Below are 14,338 nucleotides of genomic sequence, written 5' to 3'. Positions count from 1 at the left end.
ATGGAAAATAAATACTTTACCAGTGGCAACTACCAAGCCAAAAGCGACCACGAACCCGGATATATTTATTTGATGGAAGCTGAGGGCTACCACGGCATTTTACCCGGCTGTTATTTGCGGCGCTGTAAAATTGGTTTATCTCGCAATCCACAGCTACGGTTACAGAATTTTCTGAGCAATCAGCCGCCGTGCAATATTAAAATTCTGACCACAATTTATGTAGAGGATATGGCAGAAGTCGAAGGGCAGTTACACCAGCAATTCAAAAATTCTCAGGTGAAGGATTTAGTAAAAAGTCGTGAGTGGTTTGACTTGAACCCTGTTGATTTAGCGCTAGTTCACTGGGCATTTTCTCGTTATTCTGTCCGTGTCGATGCGGACAGAATTTCAACCGCCGGATTAATTGCAGCTTGCTTGGTGGCATTGGTAGGAGTGGGGACAATTGGAAGCATGATCATGAATCAGCCAGCAATGGTCGAGCCGGAGGTGAACAATGTCAGATGAAAATTATGACCCAGATTATCGCTGCTGTGATAATTGTCAGATGTTTTATCTGACGTGGGATTTAGGGAAAAATATCTGGCCACGGATTTGTCCAGAATGTTATTACTGCGAGTATGAGCGAAGGGGCAACAGCGAACATGATTCGGCTGAGGATTGGGAAAAATACCAGATGCATAAGCCATAAAATTATAGAACTGTAGTGAGTACATACACCACACCCTATTTGCGATCGCCGATACAAACCCTGCTTGCCTATTCTTCAAAATTCCAGTTCCTGTCCCGGCTGCTGGTGCTGCTGGTCATGCCTCTGTTGCTCTTGGTACTTTCTCCATGCACACAGGGTATCATTCCAATCTTTGCCTTTGGGTTTAACTCGCATGGCATGATGTAACTGTTCCATGATCATTCGTGCAGTTTCATTGCCAGGATCATCATTGTCATAAGCCACTTCTACATGGGGAACAGTTTGCAGAAACTCCACTGGCAGACTTTTGGGGCTATCGACTGCCATGTACATTGTCCTGGTTTTGGGTATTCCTCGCTGAACTTCCATTTCCAGAGTTGCAAATGACAGCGCTTCAATGGGGGATTTACACAATACTACTTTTTCAATTTCGCCGTTTGGTTCTCCACCGAGTTTTAAATGGAACCACCCTTCAGTTCGTTTACTTCCTGTCACATATCCCTCAAAGCTGTTATCTTCCCCTTCTGTCACATTTAAAAATGCACCAGTGGTTTCAGCATCCAAATTCCGCATTAAGAACACGGCGTTTTGTTGCTCGTCAGCGTAAATTAAACCCTGATCATGAACGGCTTGGATAAAACTGGGTAGTAATTCTCGCTTTTCGGTAAGATAGTTTTCGACTTTATGCCATTGGCGCTCATCAGCTGGTGGGGGTACAAACTTCGGTCTGGGTTCAAACTGTGCAATTTCAGCCGCTCTTTTTCGAGTTTGGGCAATAACTGCTCTCTCTACCCCTTTTTCACCAAATCTATCATGCAGCCATTCAATAGCTTGCTGATCATTACATTCGTTAACGTGTATAACCAAGTCAATAGCACCACCGCCACCCCTTTCTTCACTGGGGTGAAAGTCATAGAATTTGGAACCATCTATATTCATGATGTGACCCTGTCCTCTCCATTTCACCGACTGATTATGATCACGGTCTAAGCCCAACTGCCACGCTACATCCTCCAGGGGCAAATCCCGCAGTTGCTCTGTCTGCTGCCGTAAAACTAAGTTTTCTTCTTCAAGTTGTTTGATTCTGGTGTCCTGCTGTTGCCGGAGTTTTTCACTGGGTCAGCTTTGATCCGAGTATAGAATCGTTGTGCTGTTTCGCCCAATATGGGTTCTAATCGTTCAAGTTCCAAAGTCAAAGGTTGACTATTTACGGCTTGGTAATATTCCTTAACTTTGGTATGGGTGGCTTTACTGCCTTTGACCCCTCGTTCAATACCCAATGGTGCAAGAGCTTGAGCATAACTATCCTGCAATTTAGATAACTTGATTCTGCACTCTTTAGGTGAACCGCCAAACATTTTGTAATGACTGAGAAGATGGACTTTTTCGTCAATCGGCACTATGTAAGCGTGAATGTGGGGAGTGGCTTCATCCAGGTGTAATTCTGCTCTTACGCATTTATCCCCGTAATTTTCAATAAGCCAGTTCTTAGAGGTGTTAGCAAAATTCCTTAATCGTTGCTGATTCCATTCTCCCGCTAGTGATGGATTGTGTGGGCGAAAATATTCTGGGCTGGCACTCAAAAACATCTCGCTACACAACACGGCATCTTTGCGGGGCTTGTGTTTTGTGCAAGACTTAATTTTGAGTTTGACAATTTCCTCCAAGGGATGGTCAATGTCCCCAATCAACCTGATATTTGTTTTTTGTGGGTCAGCATTAGCAGTTTCTTGAAGTCTGGCAGTATGGGCTTCACTACCCCCGACATTGCCAAAAGATTTCAGCTTTACCACGCGTAAAATTGCTAAACCTGCCATCTGTTCTCAGTTGTATATTTACTCCAGTTGTCATGCCCCAAAGGGTAATTGTGGGTTGTCTCTTAGCGAGCATGAACGGGACGGAAATCTCACCCGTAGATTCTAGAACTGTAATGAGTACAGTTCTATTAAATTGCACCTGACACTCATGGGATGGCGGTAGTCCTGCCTGTGTCAGCATTCGAGAGAAACCCATCCCTTATAAGTATAACGAAAAGGCTATTTAACGGTTAATTTGCTGGGTTTTAGGGTTATTTAAGTCATCAGGTGATGTCCTGGTTTATTATTAGCAGTAAATCACCATAAAAATGGTGTTTCGGGGTCAATCTTTATCTCAAGTTACTATCAAAAACACCTCTGTGACTATTGCATGAGGATTGGCTAAAATAACGTAATCACAAGGGTTTTGGGCTATTTTATTGTCAATAATGCTAAATTATTGACAATAATTAGGGGTTTTCAGATTCACTCAACTTTTTTCAAAGGCTGACACAACTCTTTTGTAACTAAAAGTAGTATAAAGGACTACAGAATAATTTTTGAACAGTTTTTTGAATTACATTTGCAACATAAATGTATTATAGTTTTTGAGTCAAAATCTTCTAGTAAAAACGGCTGTAACTTTGTCTATATATGCTTTTGAGCGGTTTTTGACTAAAAATAGGAGGCGTAGACAAGGCATAAAAGTCTCAAAATATGTCGATTTTGGTGACTGTCTACACCCAAGAGAATGTCATGAAACCATGAGATTTTGGTTGAACTACTTTTTTTTGTTGCTCAACTACGCCCGAATGGTATCTAAAAGCCCTTTTTTTGATAGTTTAAGGTGTGCCAGAGACATAGTATTAACTTACACAAAATTGCTACAGATAAACTCAAGTAGCTCTATGTAGATTGTGTAGTTTATTTGCCAATTTATTTGTCAGTAAACGAGAAACTATCTTGGCTGAATAAATTTAGAGTTCAAATAAATTGAACAGGGTGTTATCAAAATTAGCTGCTAAATTCAGAAACGGTTAACAAGAAAATTGATTCTGGTTGCTCGGCAATAATTCCTTTGTTATTCTTTGAATGGTAGTGATGCGAAAATTATCGCATCTGCATTCCTGTTATCAAAATTTTCAAATACAAGAATATGACAGATGCAAAACTCCAAAGAATTTCCATAAAACGCTCAGAGGATAGTGTAGATGGACGGGTAATTAGCTACTTGCAGTCAGATCCTTTTAATCAGGATGAGAGTTTGACTGAGTTAGTTATCTCTACTCTCAAAGCACATTGGTTGCCTTTGGCAATGTTTAATGAGGGTGTGCGTGGGGAGAAAATGAGGCAGATTGGCATTGTGGCGATCTCTAAATTAGAAGCACAAATCAACATTATCCGGCGAATTTGTGGGATTGATATTGACTCTGTTTATGTCACACCAATAGCTAATCATCAGATATCGACAGCAACGCCAATCGATAAAGCATCTATCTGGGGAGAGATTTCTGAAAATCATTCAAATAACAATAGTCAATCAAATGCTCAAGCAGATGAGACGGAGGAGGAGGATGATGATGATGATTGGGGATTGATGAAGATGGAAAATACCGAAGAAATGGAACAAATTAACAAGATATTTGGCGTTTAAATATATACATAAAATGAGGATGAGGATGATGACGACTGGGATGTAGAGGCGGCATTAATGAGGATGCCAAAGCCTGAAGAATTAAGAGACGCGAATCGAATGATGGGTTTAGGGTAATAAATCAAGAAAAACTGCCTGACGATTCAGACAATTCTCCTAAAAGTTTATGGGAATATCGGCAATAAAAAACAGACTAGGGATTATGCCTAGCCTGGATCTCAAAAAAATTATTGCAATTTACCCAACCATTCTAAAATGGGGCTTTGCCTGTTTCTCTGGTGTAATCCAAGTAGCCCTTGTAGTATTCCCCACTGGTTTGTTTAGGGCTTGCGTGGGTAGCTGCATCAAAGTGTCCGTCTGCGTAATCGTTGCGTGTCTTGGTGGTTGTAGCTGGGGTAGAAGCTGTTAGAGTAGTCATAGTAAAAAGTTATTTTTGATGAAAGGGAGTCGTTAGCGCGTCTCTCTTTCGCTTACTTCTATATAGTAGGTGTTTTATTTATAGATGTAAAGGTGTTTTGTATAGGGATAACTGATGATAGATTGTGTCTACCTCCTAATCTATCTATAGATAAGCTATTGTGTATAGTCCTTGTTTACTCTAATATTGAGTAAGCTACAAAAAACAAGGAATACGCCAATGAGTAGACAGCTTAAGGCATACGAAGAATTAGCCAATACTTATGTAGATGAGAGAGTGGCTTATTTACTGCCACAATTCGAGGCACTAGCACCATACAAGCTGAATCAACGCAAGAAAGGTACAGGCGACTTAGCAGGGTGGGAAAAGCTGGCCGCAATAGAAGCCAAGAATTTAAAAATGGTTTACCCGGATGATAAACCAGAAGAATTAAAAACTTATAGCAGTGCATTGAGACAAATTACCGCACTAAAGAAAAGTTTAAAAACTGCTGCTAAAACTGACCTTAAGGACTCCGCACTATATCACCCTGTTTGCACAATCATCACTCATTTTGGTAATGCCCTTTCCTACCAGTTCGCCAGCTACAAGGAAAAGCAAAATACTGATTATCGCCAGCGTGTTGATACTAGGAGAGAGCCAGAAAACCGGATAGAAATTGATTTAACAAACTCACTGAAATTTGCTCACAATACACTTACAGATATTAAAAATGGCAATGATGCCAACTGGCTTGATGTCTCATGTTCCATCGCGCTGGTAACTGGTAGGAGAATGGCAGAAGTACATTTATCAGCTAGTTTTGAGCGTGTCGATGATTATACTGTCAGGTTTAAAGGGCATCTCAAAGGTAAGGATAGAAAACTAAAAATAGCTGATAAAGCTGTGTTTATCAGAGATGTGGCTTTTGATATCCCCACTTTGGTTAATGCTGATTTAGTCTGCTATGGCTTGCAGTGGCTAGGTGGTAAAGGCAAGCGATTTGATAGCAATGAAGACCCCGAACGGGTAAACAGACGGTTCTCTAAAACACTAAATCAACACTGTAAACAGTTTGATATTTTTCCAGAAGATGAACGCACTTATCACAAATTTAGAGCAGCTTACTTTAGGGCTTGCGTGGTAAATGCTGGTAGGGATAGTTTTGATTTTCTCGATTATGCCAAGACAGTTTTAATCGACAATGACGAAAAGACAATTGACAGTTATAAGCGGTATGAAATTAAACCAAAGTCACTTACCCATATTTAATTAAATCCCTATACTAGATATCTTAACAAAGTGACTGCAAAGTGTTTAGTATAGGGATAACAAACATACTTGATGAGTAAATTATATGAGTAGATGGCAGTCAGCAGGGGAAGAATTAGCCAAATTGCTTCAAGGCGTGACGGATGAGGCGACTATCAAGGAATTAGCCCAAAGCACTGTAGAAAGCATTAGAGAAGCTTACCCGGATAACATCAACAGCCGGAAAAAGCCAATGGCTGATGTTCGTAAGGCTTTCAGGGCTGTGTTCCCAGCAACTAAAAAACAAGAGCATAAAGGGCAATATTTCACCAATTCGGGTAAAGGCAATGTTCCCAGGTACGAGCATTTATTTTTTCAGTTTTTCACCTTAACCACTGATGAATATGACGCAGTTGGCGACGATGCTCGGCAACAGTGGAAAGAACAGCAGCAAGTTGAGACAATCGCACCCGCACCCGTTGCCACAGCAAAAATCATGAACATTGCACAACTAGAGTTAGACGCTGATACTCAGAAAATGGTAGAGTCCGCGATCGCGCACACTGGAATATCATTAGCCGAGTTTGTTAGAAAATCCTGCCAGACTTACTCGGCTATTGTCGTAGGCAAGGCGAAAATGTCTAACGACGACTTGACCACAGTTTCAACTCAAGACTTGTTAAGCAACAGGGTTTATAAGACTCACCCCAACCGTGCGGAAGAATTGACACGCCGTGCTATCTATGCCCTGGAAAATCATAATAATAACTGCACTGAGAAAAGCCAAAAATGGCATATTAACCAAACTGCTATACAAAGCCTTACAGGGAGCAAGCCAGCCACAGTTAAAGAAATTCTCAAGGGATGCCAGCAAAGATTAGATGACCACAATGCCAAGCATGACCTGAACCCCTATGACAACCGCAAGCCAGGGTCAAAGCTAACTGAGGTTATTGACTTAGCCGTGTTGGTTCCCAGTGGGGTAGATGTGGAATAAACCCTCTTATTAGTCTCCCCAAATCAAACCGCGTCCCACAGAGTAAAAAGTTGGGAGCGGTTTTGGAGTTTGGTGTCAGGCTTAAGTTATTGGGTGCTGAAATTGGTGTCAGTGGCTGTTTTAAATGGTAGGTTTATTTCCGCCGTAGTGTACTAGGTTAAATTACTTGCTTTCTCAACTGCTTCCTTTAACTCTTCAAAGGTAATACTACCGTCTTTGTCTAAATCATACTGTGCTAGTAACTCCTGGGGGCTATTGGTATTTGTTTCTGATGAAATGATTGCAGTTAAGCCAGGACTTAAAAAAAACTCATTCAGGGACACTTTGCCGTCTTGATCCCGATCTAAGGAATTAAAAAGAGAATGAAGCTCTTGCTCGGTTGCCATAAGTTTCTATTTGAATGAATTTTTCAATTTAATATCTCATTAATTTCTCAAAATTAAACATATCCTTAGACGTAGAAACGGGTATTGCAGGGGCTTAGATCAGGTGTAGGCTGTGATACAGGGTCTACAGTGGAGACAATGAAAATCAATCGGCACGGCCGAGCCAAAGATCACTTTACCGACTTCTACAGCAAGTGACAGCATCGACCAAGCAGAAGCCGGCAACGGTTAAAGAAATTTTCAAGGGAAGTCAAGATAATTAGTTTAAATATATTTTCATAGGTTGTTATTTATATCCTTCCAATACCCTGCTACATTCCAAACTTTTTCAAAGCTTTTATTTTGAGCAGATGCCATACAAGGTGGCATTATAAAAGTTTTAATAACAGTGACAACTTCATCAAAAGTAAGTTGCGGTTCTCCTATTTTAACTTTTTTAAAAAAGGCTATCCATAGTTTTCGTTTCTCTGGATCATTAGTAAATTCTGGGGTTAAAGCTAAAGGTACTTTTATTGGTATTTCTGTTTTGCGTCGTGTAAAAGTATTTTTTATAGCTTGGCTAAGTAAATCCCCTTGAAATTCAAAATCTTTACAAAGAAACCAAATATCATAAAAATCTTTAAGTCGGCTATTTTTTATACCCAAATCAACCATTGCTTGAAATTTTTCAGCTATTACTGTTTCACGAGGATAGGTTTTCAATTGTGGCTTAGGAACATCTAGAATGGTATCAATTAGTTCTTCTTGAGCATCGGGTGTAACAACATCACCAAATCCAATATCAACTTGAATCTTACACAGATTAGTACCTAGTTTTCCTGTAATGTTAACTCTTACTCCTTCATACTGCTGGTCTTCTTTTATTACTTGAGCTTTGATAGATTCTGGTAAAAAAATAATTCCATCTTCTTCACACTCGATTAAGCAAATTTCTTGAAAAACTTTTTCTATATGTTTGACTTCATTATTGCCAAAACTTAAGAAATCTAAATCTTTTGTGGCTCTATGTGGTTCACCATTCCACACCTTAAAAAGTGTAGCTCCTTTCAAAATGTATTGTTGTTGATTTGGAGATTGACTAAGCCTATATAGCAGTCTTTCACCGACATACAGGGTTAGCAAGTAATTATATTGTTCCCCTCTTTTTCTAGATAAATTTAACAATTTATCTCGGATAGAAGCTGCTATATTAATAGACTTTTTTGACATTATTTTAGTGAATTTAGATATGGACGTATGACATTATGTACTCGACAAATTTTAGCGTAGTGCCATAGTTCATCCATTGAGCATCTTCTTTCTCTCCAACATTCTCGTAGTGCTTCAAGCGCCACATCTAGACCAATTTTATTGCGAAATTTAAAACAATCCACAACTGTTTTTGCCAAAGAATATACTCGTACATTCACACCTTCTATTAGATGTTCTTCAACACCTTCACAGAGGGATTTACCAGACATATAAACAATTCTTAGAGGTAGAAGATTGTCTTTTGGGGGACGGTGCTTGTGAGGTATAGCAAGCCATACTTCAAAAGGTACTTGAGTAGTTAGCCCATAAAAACTAAGTGCTGATAGAAGACAAATTACTCCACTAGGAACTCGTTTAGCAGTTTCAGCCAAGGTATGACCTTCTGTAATTTCAGCTTCTGCAAAAGTGTAAATACCACGGGCTGAACGTATCAGTAGTCCTTGCTGTTCCAGGCGTTTGAGATATTGTCTGTGAATACCTTGTGCTTCTATATCTTTAGCTCTAATTATGCCTTTTTCACGGGCATAATCTAGCACCTGTTGTGTTTTTGACATAATCTATACGCTTGACGGCAATACAGCCTTGGTCGCAAATGTGATGAAGTGTTAGCAGTAGTTAACAATTACCCACAATTTATCACAAATTTTTCTGTAACGCATCGTTAAAACTAAGAAGAGGAAGTCACGAATAGGGTGTAGGGAAGACGGGGCTAGGTCATCGACTTAGCCGCATTAGTTCACGATGGCTTGGATGTGGTATAAGCCCCAGGAGCGATGGCGCGGCGGAAAAGTTGACTAGGGAGTAGTAGTTTTTGTGCGTGGACGGCCACCTTTTTGACCATTGCGACGAGATGCACTAACTTTAGCAGTGGAAGTAGAACTACCTCCTTTTTTAGCTAACCATTGCATCCAGGCTTTAGTCCCATACAATCCACTCATTAAACCGGGAATACTCAGATCCACGTCTAAAGTTTCCCAGTGTAATCCTTCCCCAGAAGGTGTTAACTCTACTTGCGCTAAATCTTCATCTAAAGCCTCAGCTAATCCCTGCCCTAAATGAGCAGGAAAAATAAATATAGCATCATTACTAAAAATAATATGAACCATTTGATTGTTTGGCTCATAAAAAGCCTTAATTGCCCTTGGTTCGCTTCTTTCGGCGTGGCTTCGGGCTTTTGCCAATTTGTTCAATAATTCTTGGTTGACTTGAATTTCTTTGCTGATCATACTCTTGCCATTTTTGATTGAGTTGGTCTTGATGTTTTGCAACTAATTTGAGAGCTTTTATTGCGTCCTTATCGCTCATATTAGTGACAGATATCCAGTCAGGGTCTTCATCTTGACTTCCTATTTTAATTCGCGCCTCACCACCGGCTTTAAAAACATGAACATGAGATGGCTCATAATCGTTTGGGTAAATGCGAATTTCAAAACCCTCTTCTTTGACAATTGTTGCCATGATTATTTACTTATAACCTAACGCTTGGGTTTTTACCATAAAGCAATAGTAACAATATGGGATAGAATAGTTGAGATTGTAGTTGCACACTCAATGCGTACAGTGAGCCAAAGACTGACCGTGTAATTGCCCACGGTAAAGGGGAAAGCAAAACCTCGAACGGTCGAATAACCATCAAGGCGGTTGAGAACACGGCAGTGCATGGTGAAAAATCCCCGACCCCAGGAAAGACCAGTCAGGGAAACAAGAAAAAAGCAGTGCTAAAAAGCGCTAGTTTTTTGCTGAGAACAAACCAGTAAAAAACAGCCAAAGTTTCAGCGCTGTTTTGTGCTGTTTAAAAATATTATTTTCTAGCGAATCGCCACCCATACAGACACCCCACAATCATTTGTGGGGTATTTTTTATGACGTACCCGCACCAGTTTTGTACTACCCCGCACCACTACCCGCACCACTTCAAAAAACGCTCTAGTGCTACAGCCCTGACTATGACTACATTCCAGCCTTCTTAGCCGCACCACCCGCACCACCCGCACCACTTTTTTTAAGAAAAGAAAAACAATGGTGAAGAAAAAAAATAAAAAAAAATAAATTTCAATATTCACAAAAGTGAGTAGAACCCCTCAAAACTGGTGCGCTTGGTGCGGGTAATGCGTCAAAGCTTGATATACCGTTGTTTCAGGCTTACCACTGGTGCGCTTCCTGGTGCGGGTATTGGTCAAACTGGTGCGGGTGGCATAGAAACGAGGATTTGCTTTAATTAGCCTGACAATTCTCTTCCACCCTTCAAAATAGAAATTAGAGAAGATGATTCAAAATCAAGTCGAGGGAAAATTTTTTAGTTGCCCCTTGAATGGTTGCTCCCTGCCAATTGGGAATTTTGTAAATTGTGCGATAGCTACGCTAACCTCTAGCGATCGCGCGCAGCACCTTTGGTGAGCGCCTCGCCTCATTATCAAATCAGTAGTTAGGATCAATGCCACAAATGCGGCGAATGAGATTAATTTGAGCTTCTAATTGATGCAGCGCCCAAAGAATTGGCACACGCAATTGTTCACCGCGCACCCCTTGTGACAGAATGCATAAATTGCTATTCCCAAAACTGGGAAAAATTTTTTCTAACTACATCTAAAATTTGTTGTGGTCAAATCTCCACTAAATACATAGACTTAAGTTTATATTTATGTACAGAAAATGTATAGTACACAACAAGTCCTGGGAGGGTGGTATATAGCACCTATATATAGGTGTGACATAACACCTATTGAGGACTTCAATTCGTAATTTATGTGAGTTTGAGTTAGTTTAATGATTCAAAAGAAACTCTTCAAAAGGTGTGATATGACTGTCGTGCAGCACCTATTGAGGAGTTTCATCTTTCAGACAAAAAGCTCTACAATTCTTACACCAACCGCTTTCTAGCCATTATTTTTCAAAATACCACTGTCATTAAGTTCAAAATTATTGAGAATTATGTAATACATTGATGTTGCAAAAGTAATTCAAAAAACGGTTGAAAAAATATTTTGTAGTTGTTGATAATACAAATAGTTGCAAAAGAGTGGTATCAGTCCTTGAAGAAAGTTGAGTGAATCCGAAAACCTCTAATTATTGTCATTAAACCAAACTTATTGATACTGAAATAACCTAAAACCCCTATAATTACGTTAAATGAGCCAGTGAGCAGCAAAGGGTCGCCCTAGTATTTTTGATAGTATTTTCAGATGAAAATTGACCCCAGAACACCTGATTTATTGTCATTAGCTCAAAATTATTGACAAGATGAAATCAGGGCAAAAATTGATAAATTAGTTATTCTTGAGAGCCGCTAAATGAACAATAATTCAGCCAATTTGATATGCTTTTAAGGGATAGTTTTTGTCAATCAGGGGCAGGGGAAGCGCTACCCCACGACCGCCTCAGTCTGAGCTAAAATTTTCTAGAACTATAGTAAGTACAGTTCTAAAATTTAGGGGGGATATTTTGCCCCCGGCCGCACTCGCCCTGAGACAATCCATATTTACGCTTTAGGGCATGAAATCCGGGCTAAATCTACAACTATGAACTGATGGCAGGTTTAGCAATTTGGCGCGTGGTGAAGCTGAAAGATTTTGGCAATGTTAGGGCTAGTGAAGCCCATACAGCCAGACTTCTTGAAACTGCCAATGCTGACTTACAAAAATAAATATTAGGTGGCTTGGGGACAGTAATCACCCTGGGAAGAGAATTGTCAAACTCAAAATCCAATTTAGAACAAAGCACAAGCCGAGCAAAGAGGCAAGGCTGAGGAATTACCAAACTGCTATACAAAGTCTTACAGGTAGCAAGCCAGCGACCGTTAAGGAAATTCTCAAGGGATGCCAGCAACGACTAGATGATCACAACGCCAAGCATGAGTTAAACCCCTATGACAATCGCAAGCCAGGGACAAAGCTAACTGAGGTGATAGATTTAACCGCATTGGTTCCCAGTGGGGAAGATGTAGAGTAATCCCCAAGAGCGATCCTTTGAGTAGTGCGATGGGCAAAGCCCCGCCGAAGGCGATCGCTAACTCCCTGCAAATGGTGTTAGTTAGCGATAGCCACCCATCCCCAACTCAACCCAACAGAGAAGCCCCAGCAATGGGGTTATTTTTTACGTGGGGTAGCTTGTGGGAAATGTTGGGGCATCTTGCAGGGCAATAGTGGCATTGTGCGGGTTTAGGTTATAATGGAGTCCGTCGTAATGACAGTCGTGGTGACAGAAACCCGGTGTAGTTGCGCCCTCAATGCGTACAGTGAGCCAAAGACTGACCGTGTAATTGCCCACGGTAAAGGGGAAAGCAAAACCTCGAACGGTCGAATAACCATCAAGGCGGTTGAGAACAGGGCAGTGCATCGTTAACAATCCCTGACCCAAGGAACAACCAGTCAGGGAAACAAAAAGGAACACAGTGCTAAAAGCGCTAGTTTTTTGCTGTCAACAAACCAGTAAAAACAGCCAGAGTTTCTGCGCTGATTTTGTACTGTTTATAAATATTATTTTCTAGCGAATCGCCACCCACGGCACAGCGCTCCGCGTGATTGCCGACTCCAGGTGCGCTCCGCGCTATCGCCTCCGGCGGGGCTTTGCCCATCGCACCAACCCCAATCCAATCAAAAGCCCCAGCAATGCGGTTATTTTTATGCAAAGGTGTATTCTATCCCGTGGGGCAATTGTGGGGAATGCTGGGGATTGTGCGGTCATTGGTCATTGGTTCTTAGTCCCCAATGCTTTGCAGTAGCAAATTAGTTACAAAAACAACTGAATGATAAATCATATAATTCTTGTTTTTGACAAAAAAATTTTTTTCCAAGCGAATCGCCCAAACCCTTAACCAGAAAGCCAAAAAACAGGGTCAATCGATTTTTAATTGTTAGATAAAATAAATCCATTGTCCCGCCTATAAATATACGCAAATATACAAAACCATGTATAAATAAAGCATTGCTGAAAATGTGGGGTTTAGTCCTGGGGAATGGGGATTGTGCGACGGCGGTTAGTCACTGGTTACGCAGTAGCTAGTTTGTTTAAAAAACAACTGAATGATAAATCATATAATTCTAGTTTTTGACAAAAAAGTTTTTTTTCCAAGTAAATCGCGCAAACCCTTGTACAGAAAGCCAAAAAACAGGGTCAATCGATTTTTAATTGTTATATAAAATAAATCCATTGTCCCGCCTATAAATATACGCAAACATACAAAACCATGTATAAATAAAGCATTACTGAAAGTATAGGGGTTTAGTCCTGCAATGGGGAGTGGGGAAGTTTCCAAAAATATCTGTGTGAGTGTTCAGATGTTTCTATGCCTATACAAGCCGATGGGAATTGTGCAGGGATGCGGTAATTGAGGAATTAACCAGACGCGCGATCGCTCCGCTCGCCGAAGGCATCGCACCCAACCGCCCCCAATCGCCACAACTCATGTAATAAGTTGCATCAGTGCCAAAAGCCTCAGCAATGGGGTTATTTTTATGGGAATGGCTATTCTCATCCCGTGGGGTTATTTTGGGGAATGCTGGCGATTATGCGGCGGCGGCGTTAGTCATAGGTCATTGTCCATTGCCACCCCTCCCAAAATATTAACTTGTAGCAATTAGCACATTTAGCTACCTTCCTCGACCTTAAGAAATTAAAGCCAGAAGGATATGAAAAATCTAGTCACACACAAGCTTAATTATTATAAGGAAATGGGTTTGTGTGTGACTAGACCTAAAGCCTTACGGCACAATTCTTACAGCGATTTTTGAGGGTCAAACCAAGCCAAGTCACACACAGGCTATTTTGGGCAAAAAACGGGTGTGTGTGACTAGATTTTTGGGGTGAACTGTACTGAGATGGTAGTGGGGGAGTGGGGAGGATTTGCGGGTCAATTCCTCAGTATGTGGGGACTGGGGACTGGGGACTGGGGACTGGGGACTGGGGACTGGGGACTGGGG

The 14,338-nt window shown here is 40.8% G+C and carries 17 protein-coding genes; 7 read left to right on the top strand and 10 right to left on the bottom strand.

Annotation, left to right across the window (positions count from 1 at the left end; genetic code table 11):
* Positions 1-504 (top strand): GIY-YIG nuclease family protein, encoded by a 504-nt coding sequence (locus ACM0OP_RS12820; RefSeq protein ID WP_414528798.1) that lies wholly within the window; start codon positions 1-3, stop codon positions 502-504.
* Positions 494-688 (top strand): hypothetical protein, encoded by a 195-nt coding sequence (locus ACM0OP_RS12815; RefSeq protein WP_414528797.1) that lies wholly within the window; start codon positions 494-496, stop codon positions 686-688. The genes ACM0OP_RS12820 and ACM0OP_RS12815 overlap by 11 nt, the downstream gene beginning before the upstream one ends.
* Positions 689-763: 75 nt before the next feature.
* On the opposite strand, the gene ACM0OP_RS12810 is transcribed toward ACM0OP_RS12815, so the two are convergent.
* Together ACM0OP_RS12810 and mobV are read right to left on the bottom strand one after the other, a co-directional pair.
* Complete coding sequence (locus ACM0OP_RS12810) at positions 764-1,711, bottom strand: DUF3991 domain-containing protein (RefSeq protein ID WP_414528796.1); 948 nt, start codon at positions 1,709-1,711, stop codon at positions 764-766.
* 32 nt (positions 1,712-1,743) lie between these two features.
* Complete coding sequence (gene mobV / locus ACM0OP_RS12805) at positions 1,744-2,505, bottom strand: MobV family relaxase (protein ID WP_414528795.1); 762 nt, start codon at positions 2,503-2,505, stop codon at positions 1,744-1,746.
* A gap of 1,135 nt (positions 2,506-3,640) precedes the next feature.
* Here mobV and ACM0OP_RS12800 point away from each other — a divergent pair.
* Positions 3,641-4,138: a hypothetical protein gene (locus tag ACM0OP_RS12800; protein WP_414528794.1), complete on the top strand. Its 498-nt coding sequence runs from the start codon at positions 3,641-3,643 to the stop codon at positions 4,136-4,138.
* A gap of 250 nt (positions 4,139-4,388) precedes the next feature.
* Here ACM0OP_RS12800 and ACM0OP_RS12795 read toward each other — a convergent pair whose 3' ends face one another.
* Positions 4,389-4,556 (bottom strand): hypothetical protein, encoded by a 168-nt coding sequence (locus tag ACM0OP_RS12795; RefSeq protein WP_414528793.1) that lies wholly within the window; start codon positions 4,554-4,556, stop codon positions 4,389-4,391.
* A gap of 219 nt (positions 4,557-4,775) precedes the next feature.
* On the opposite strand from ACM0OP_RS12795, the gene ACM0OP_RS12790 reads away from it, so the two are divergent.
* Complete coding sequence (locus tag ACM0OP_RS12790) at positions 4,776-5,807, top strand: protelomerase family protein (RefSeq protein ID WP_414528792.1); 1,032 nt, start codon at positions 4,776-4,778, stop codon at positions 5,805-5,807.
* Between the two features lie 85 nt (positions 5,808-5,892).
* Entirely contained in the window at positions 5,893-6,783 is an 891-nt protein-coding gene (locus ACM0OP_RS12785; protein WP_414528791.1) for a hypothetical protein, read from the top strand.
* Positions 6,784-6,935: 152 nt separating this feature from the next.
* Here ACM0OP_RS12785 and ACM0OP_RS12780 read toward each other — a convergent pair whose 3' ends face one another.
* The 6 genes from ACM0OP_RS12780 to ACM0OP_RS12755 all read right to left on the bottom strand — a co-directional run bounded on the left by ACM0OP_RS12780 (position 6,936) and on the right by ACM0OP_RS12755 (position 10,483).
* A complete protein-coding gene (locus ACM0OP_RS12780) occupies positions 6,936-7,169 on the bottom strand; it encodes an EF-hand domain-containing protein (protein ID WP_414528790.1) in 234 nt (77 codons plus the stop codon).
* Positions 7,170-7,445: 276 nt separating this feature from the next.
* Positions 7,446-8,378: a nucleotidyl transferase AbiEii/AbiGii toxin family protein gene (locus tag ACM0OP_RS12775; RefSeq protein ID WP_414528789.1), complete on the bottom strand. Its 933-nt coding sequence runs from the start codon at positions 8,376-8,378 to the stop codon at positions 7,446-7,448.
* Complete coding sequence (locus ACM0OP_RS12770) at positions 8,378-8,974, bottom strand: type IV toxin-antitoxin system AbiEi family antitoxin domain-containing protein (protein WP_414528788.1); 597 nt, start codon at positions 8,972-8,974, stop codon at positions 8,378-8,380. The genes ACM0OP_RS12775 and ACM0OP_RS12770 overlap by 1 nt, the downstream gene beginning before the upstream one ends.
* A gap of 240 nt (positions 8,975-9,214) precedes the next feature.
* Positions 9,215-9,646, bottom strand: a complete 432-nt coding sequence (locus ACM0OP_RS12765; RefSeq protein WP_414528787.1) for a DUF2442 domain-containing protein — start codon at positions 9,644-9,646, stop codon at positions 9,215-9,217.
* A complete protein-coding gene (locus tag ACM0OP_RS12760) occupies positions 9,552-9,878 on the bottom strand; it encodes a DUF4160 domain-containing protein (protein WP_414528786.1) in 327 nt (108 codons plus the stop codon). The genes ACM0OP_RS12765 and ACM0OP_RS12760 overlap by 95 nt, the downstream gene beginning before the upstream one ends.
* 350 nt (positions 9,879-10,228) lie before the next feature.
* Positions 10,229-10,483 carry a hypothetical protein gene (locus tag ACM0OP_RS12755; RefSeq protein ID WP_414528785.1) on the bottom strand — a complete coding sequence of 85 codons (255 nt, stop codon included), beginning with the start codon at positions 10,481-10,483 and terminating at the stop codon, positions 10,229-10,231.
* A gap of 1,914 nt (positions 10,484-12,397) precedes the next feature.
* Here ACM0OP_RS12755 and ACM0OP_RS12750 point away from each other — a divergent pair.
* On the top strand, positions 12,398-12,562 hold the full coding sequence (locus ACM0OP_RS12750; protein ID WP_414528784.1) for a hypothetical protein: 165 nt from the start codon (positions 12,398-12,400) through the stop codon (positions 12,560-12,562).
* 260 nt (positions 12,563-12,822) lie between these two features.
* On the opposite strand, the gene ACM0OP_RS12745 is transcribed toward ACM0OP_RS12750, so the two are convergent.
* On the bottom strand, positions 12,823-13,047 hold the full coding sequence (locus tag ACM0OP_RS12745; protein WP_414528783.1) for an HAD family hydrolase: 225 nt from the start codon (positions 13,045-13,047) through the stop codon (positions 12,823-12,825).
* A 794-nt stretch (positions 13,048-13,841) separates the two neighbouring features.
* Between ACM0OP_RS12745 and ACM0OP_RS12740 the strand changes: the two genes are divergently transcribed.
* Complete coding sequence (locus ACM0OP_RS12740; protein ID WP_414528782.1) at positions 13,842-13,985, top strand: hypothetical protein; 144 nt, start codon at positions 13,842-13,844, stop codon at positions 13,983-13,985.
* Positions 13,986-14,338: the final 353 nt, after the last annotated feature.

Source organism: Nodularia chucula CCY0103 (genome assembly GCF_963923915.1).
Taxonomy (GTDB): domain Bacteria; phylum Cyanobacteriota; class Cyanobacteriia; order Cyanobacteriales; family Nostocaceae; genus Nodularia; species Nodularia chucula.
The sequence above is the reverse complement of the archived record's forward strand: the minus strand, read 5'-3'. Positions and strand labels throughout refer to the sequence as shown.

Excerpts from the sequence above, each read along its gene's own strand:
- ACM0OP_RS12780 (WP_414528790.1), bottom strand. The coding sequence starts at position 7,169 with ATGGCAACCGAGCAAGAGCTTCATTCTCTTTTTAATTCCTTAGATCGG.
- mobV (WP_414528795.1), bottom strand. The coding sequence starts at position 2,505 with ATGGCAGGTTTAGCAATTTTACGCGTGGTAAAGCTGAAATCTTTTGGC.
- ACM0OP_RS12775 (WP_414528789.1), bottom strand. The coding sequence starts at position 8,378 with ATGTCAAAAAAGTCTATTAATATAGCAGCTTCTATCCGAGATAAATTG.
- ACM0OP_RS12750 (WP_414528784.1), top strand. The coding sequence starts at position 12,398 with ATGGGCAAAGCCCCGCCGAAGGCGATCGCTAACTCCCTGCAAATGGTG.
- ACM0OP_RS12785 (WP_414528791.1), top strand. The coding sequence starts at position 5,893 with ATGAGTAGATGGCAGTCAGCAGGGGAAGAATTAGCCAAATTGCTTCAA.
- ACM0OP_RS12760 (WP_414528786.1), bottom strand. The coding sequence starts at position 9,878 with ATGGCAACAATTGTCAAAGAAGAGGGTTTTGAAATTCGCATTTACCCA.
- ACM0OP_RS12795 (WP_414528793.1), bottom strand. The coding sequence starts at position 4,556 with ATGACTACTCTAACAGCTTCTACCCCAGCTACAACCACCAAGACACGC.
- ACM0OP_RS12815 (WP_414528797.1), top strand. The coding sequence starts at position 494 with ATGTCAGATGAAAATTATGACCCAGATTATCGCTGCTGTGATAATTGT.
- ACM0OP_RS12765 (WP_414528787.1), bottom strand. The coding sequence starts at position 9,646 with ATGATCAGCAAAGAAATTCAAGTCAACCAAGAATTATTGAACAAATTG.
- ACM0OP_RS12770 (WP_414528788.1), bottom strand. The coding sequence starts at position 8,974 with ATGTCAAAAACACAACAGGTGCTAGATTATGCCCGTGAAAAAGGCATA.
- ACM0OP_RS12800 (WP_414528794.1), top strand. The coding sequence starts at position 3,641 with ATGACAGATGCAAAACTCCAAAGAATTTCCATAAAACGCTCAGAGGAT.
- ACM0OP_RS12820 (WP_414528798.1), top strand. The coding sequence starts at position 1 with ATGGAAAATAAATACTTTACCAGTGGCAACTACCAAGCCAAAAGCGAC.
- ACM0OP_RS12790 (WP_414528792.1), top strand. The coding sequence starts at position 4,776 with ATGAGTAGACAGCTTAAGGCATACGAAGAATTAGCCAATACTTATGTA.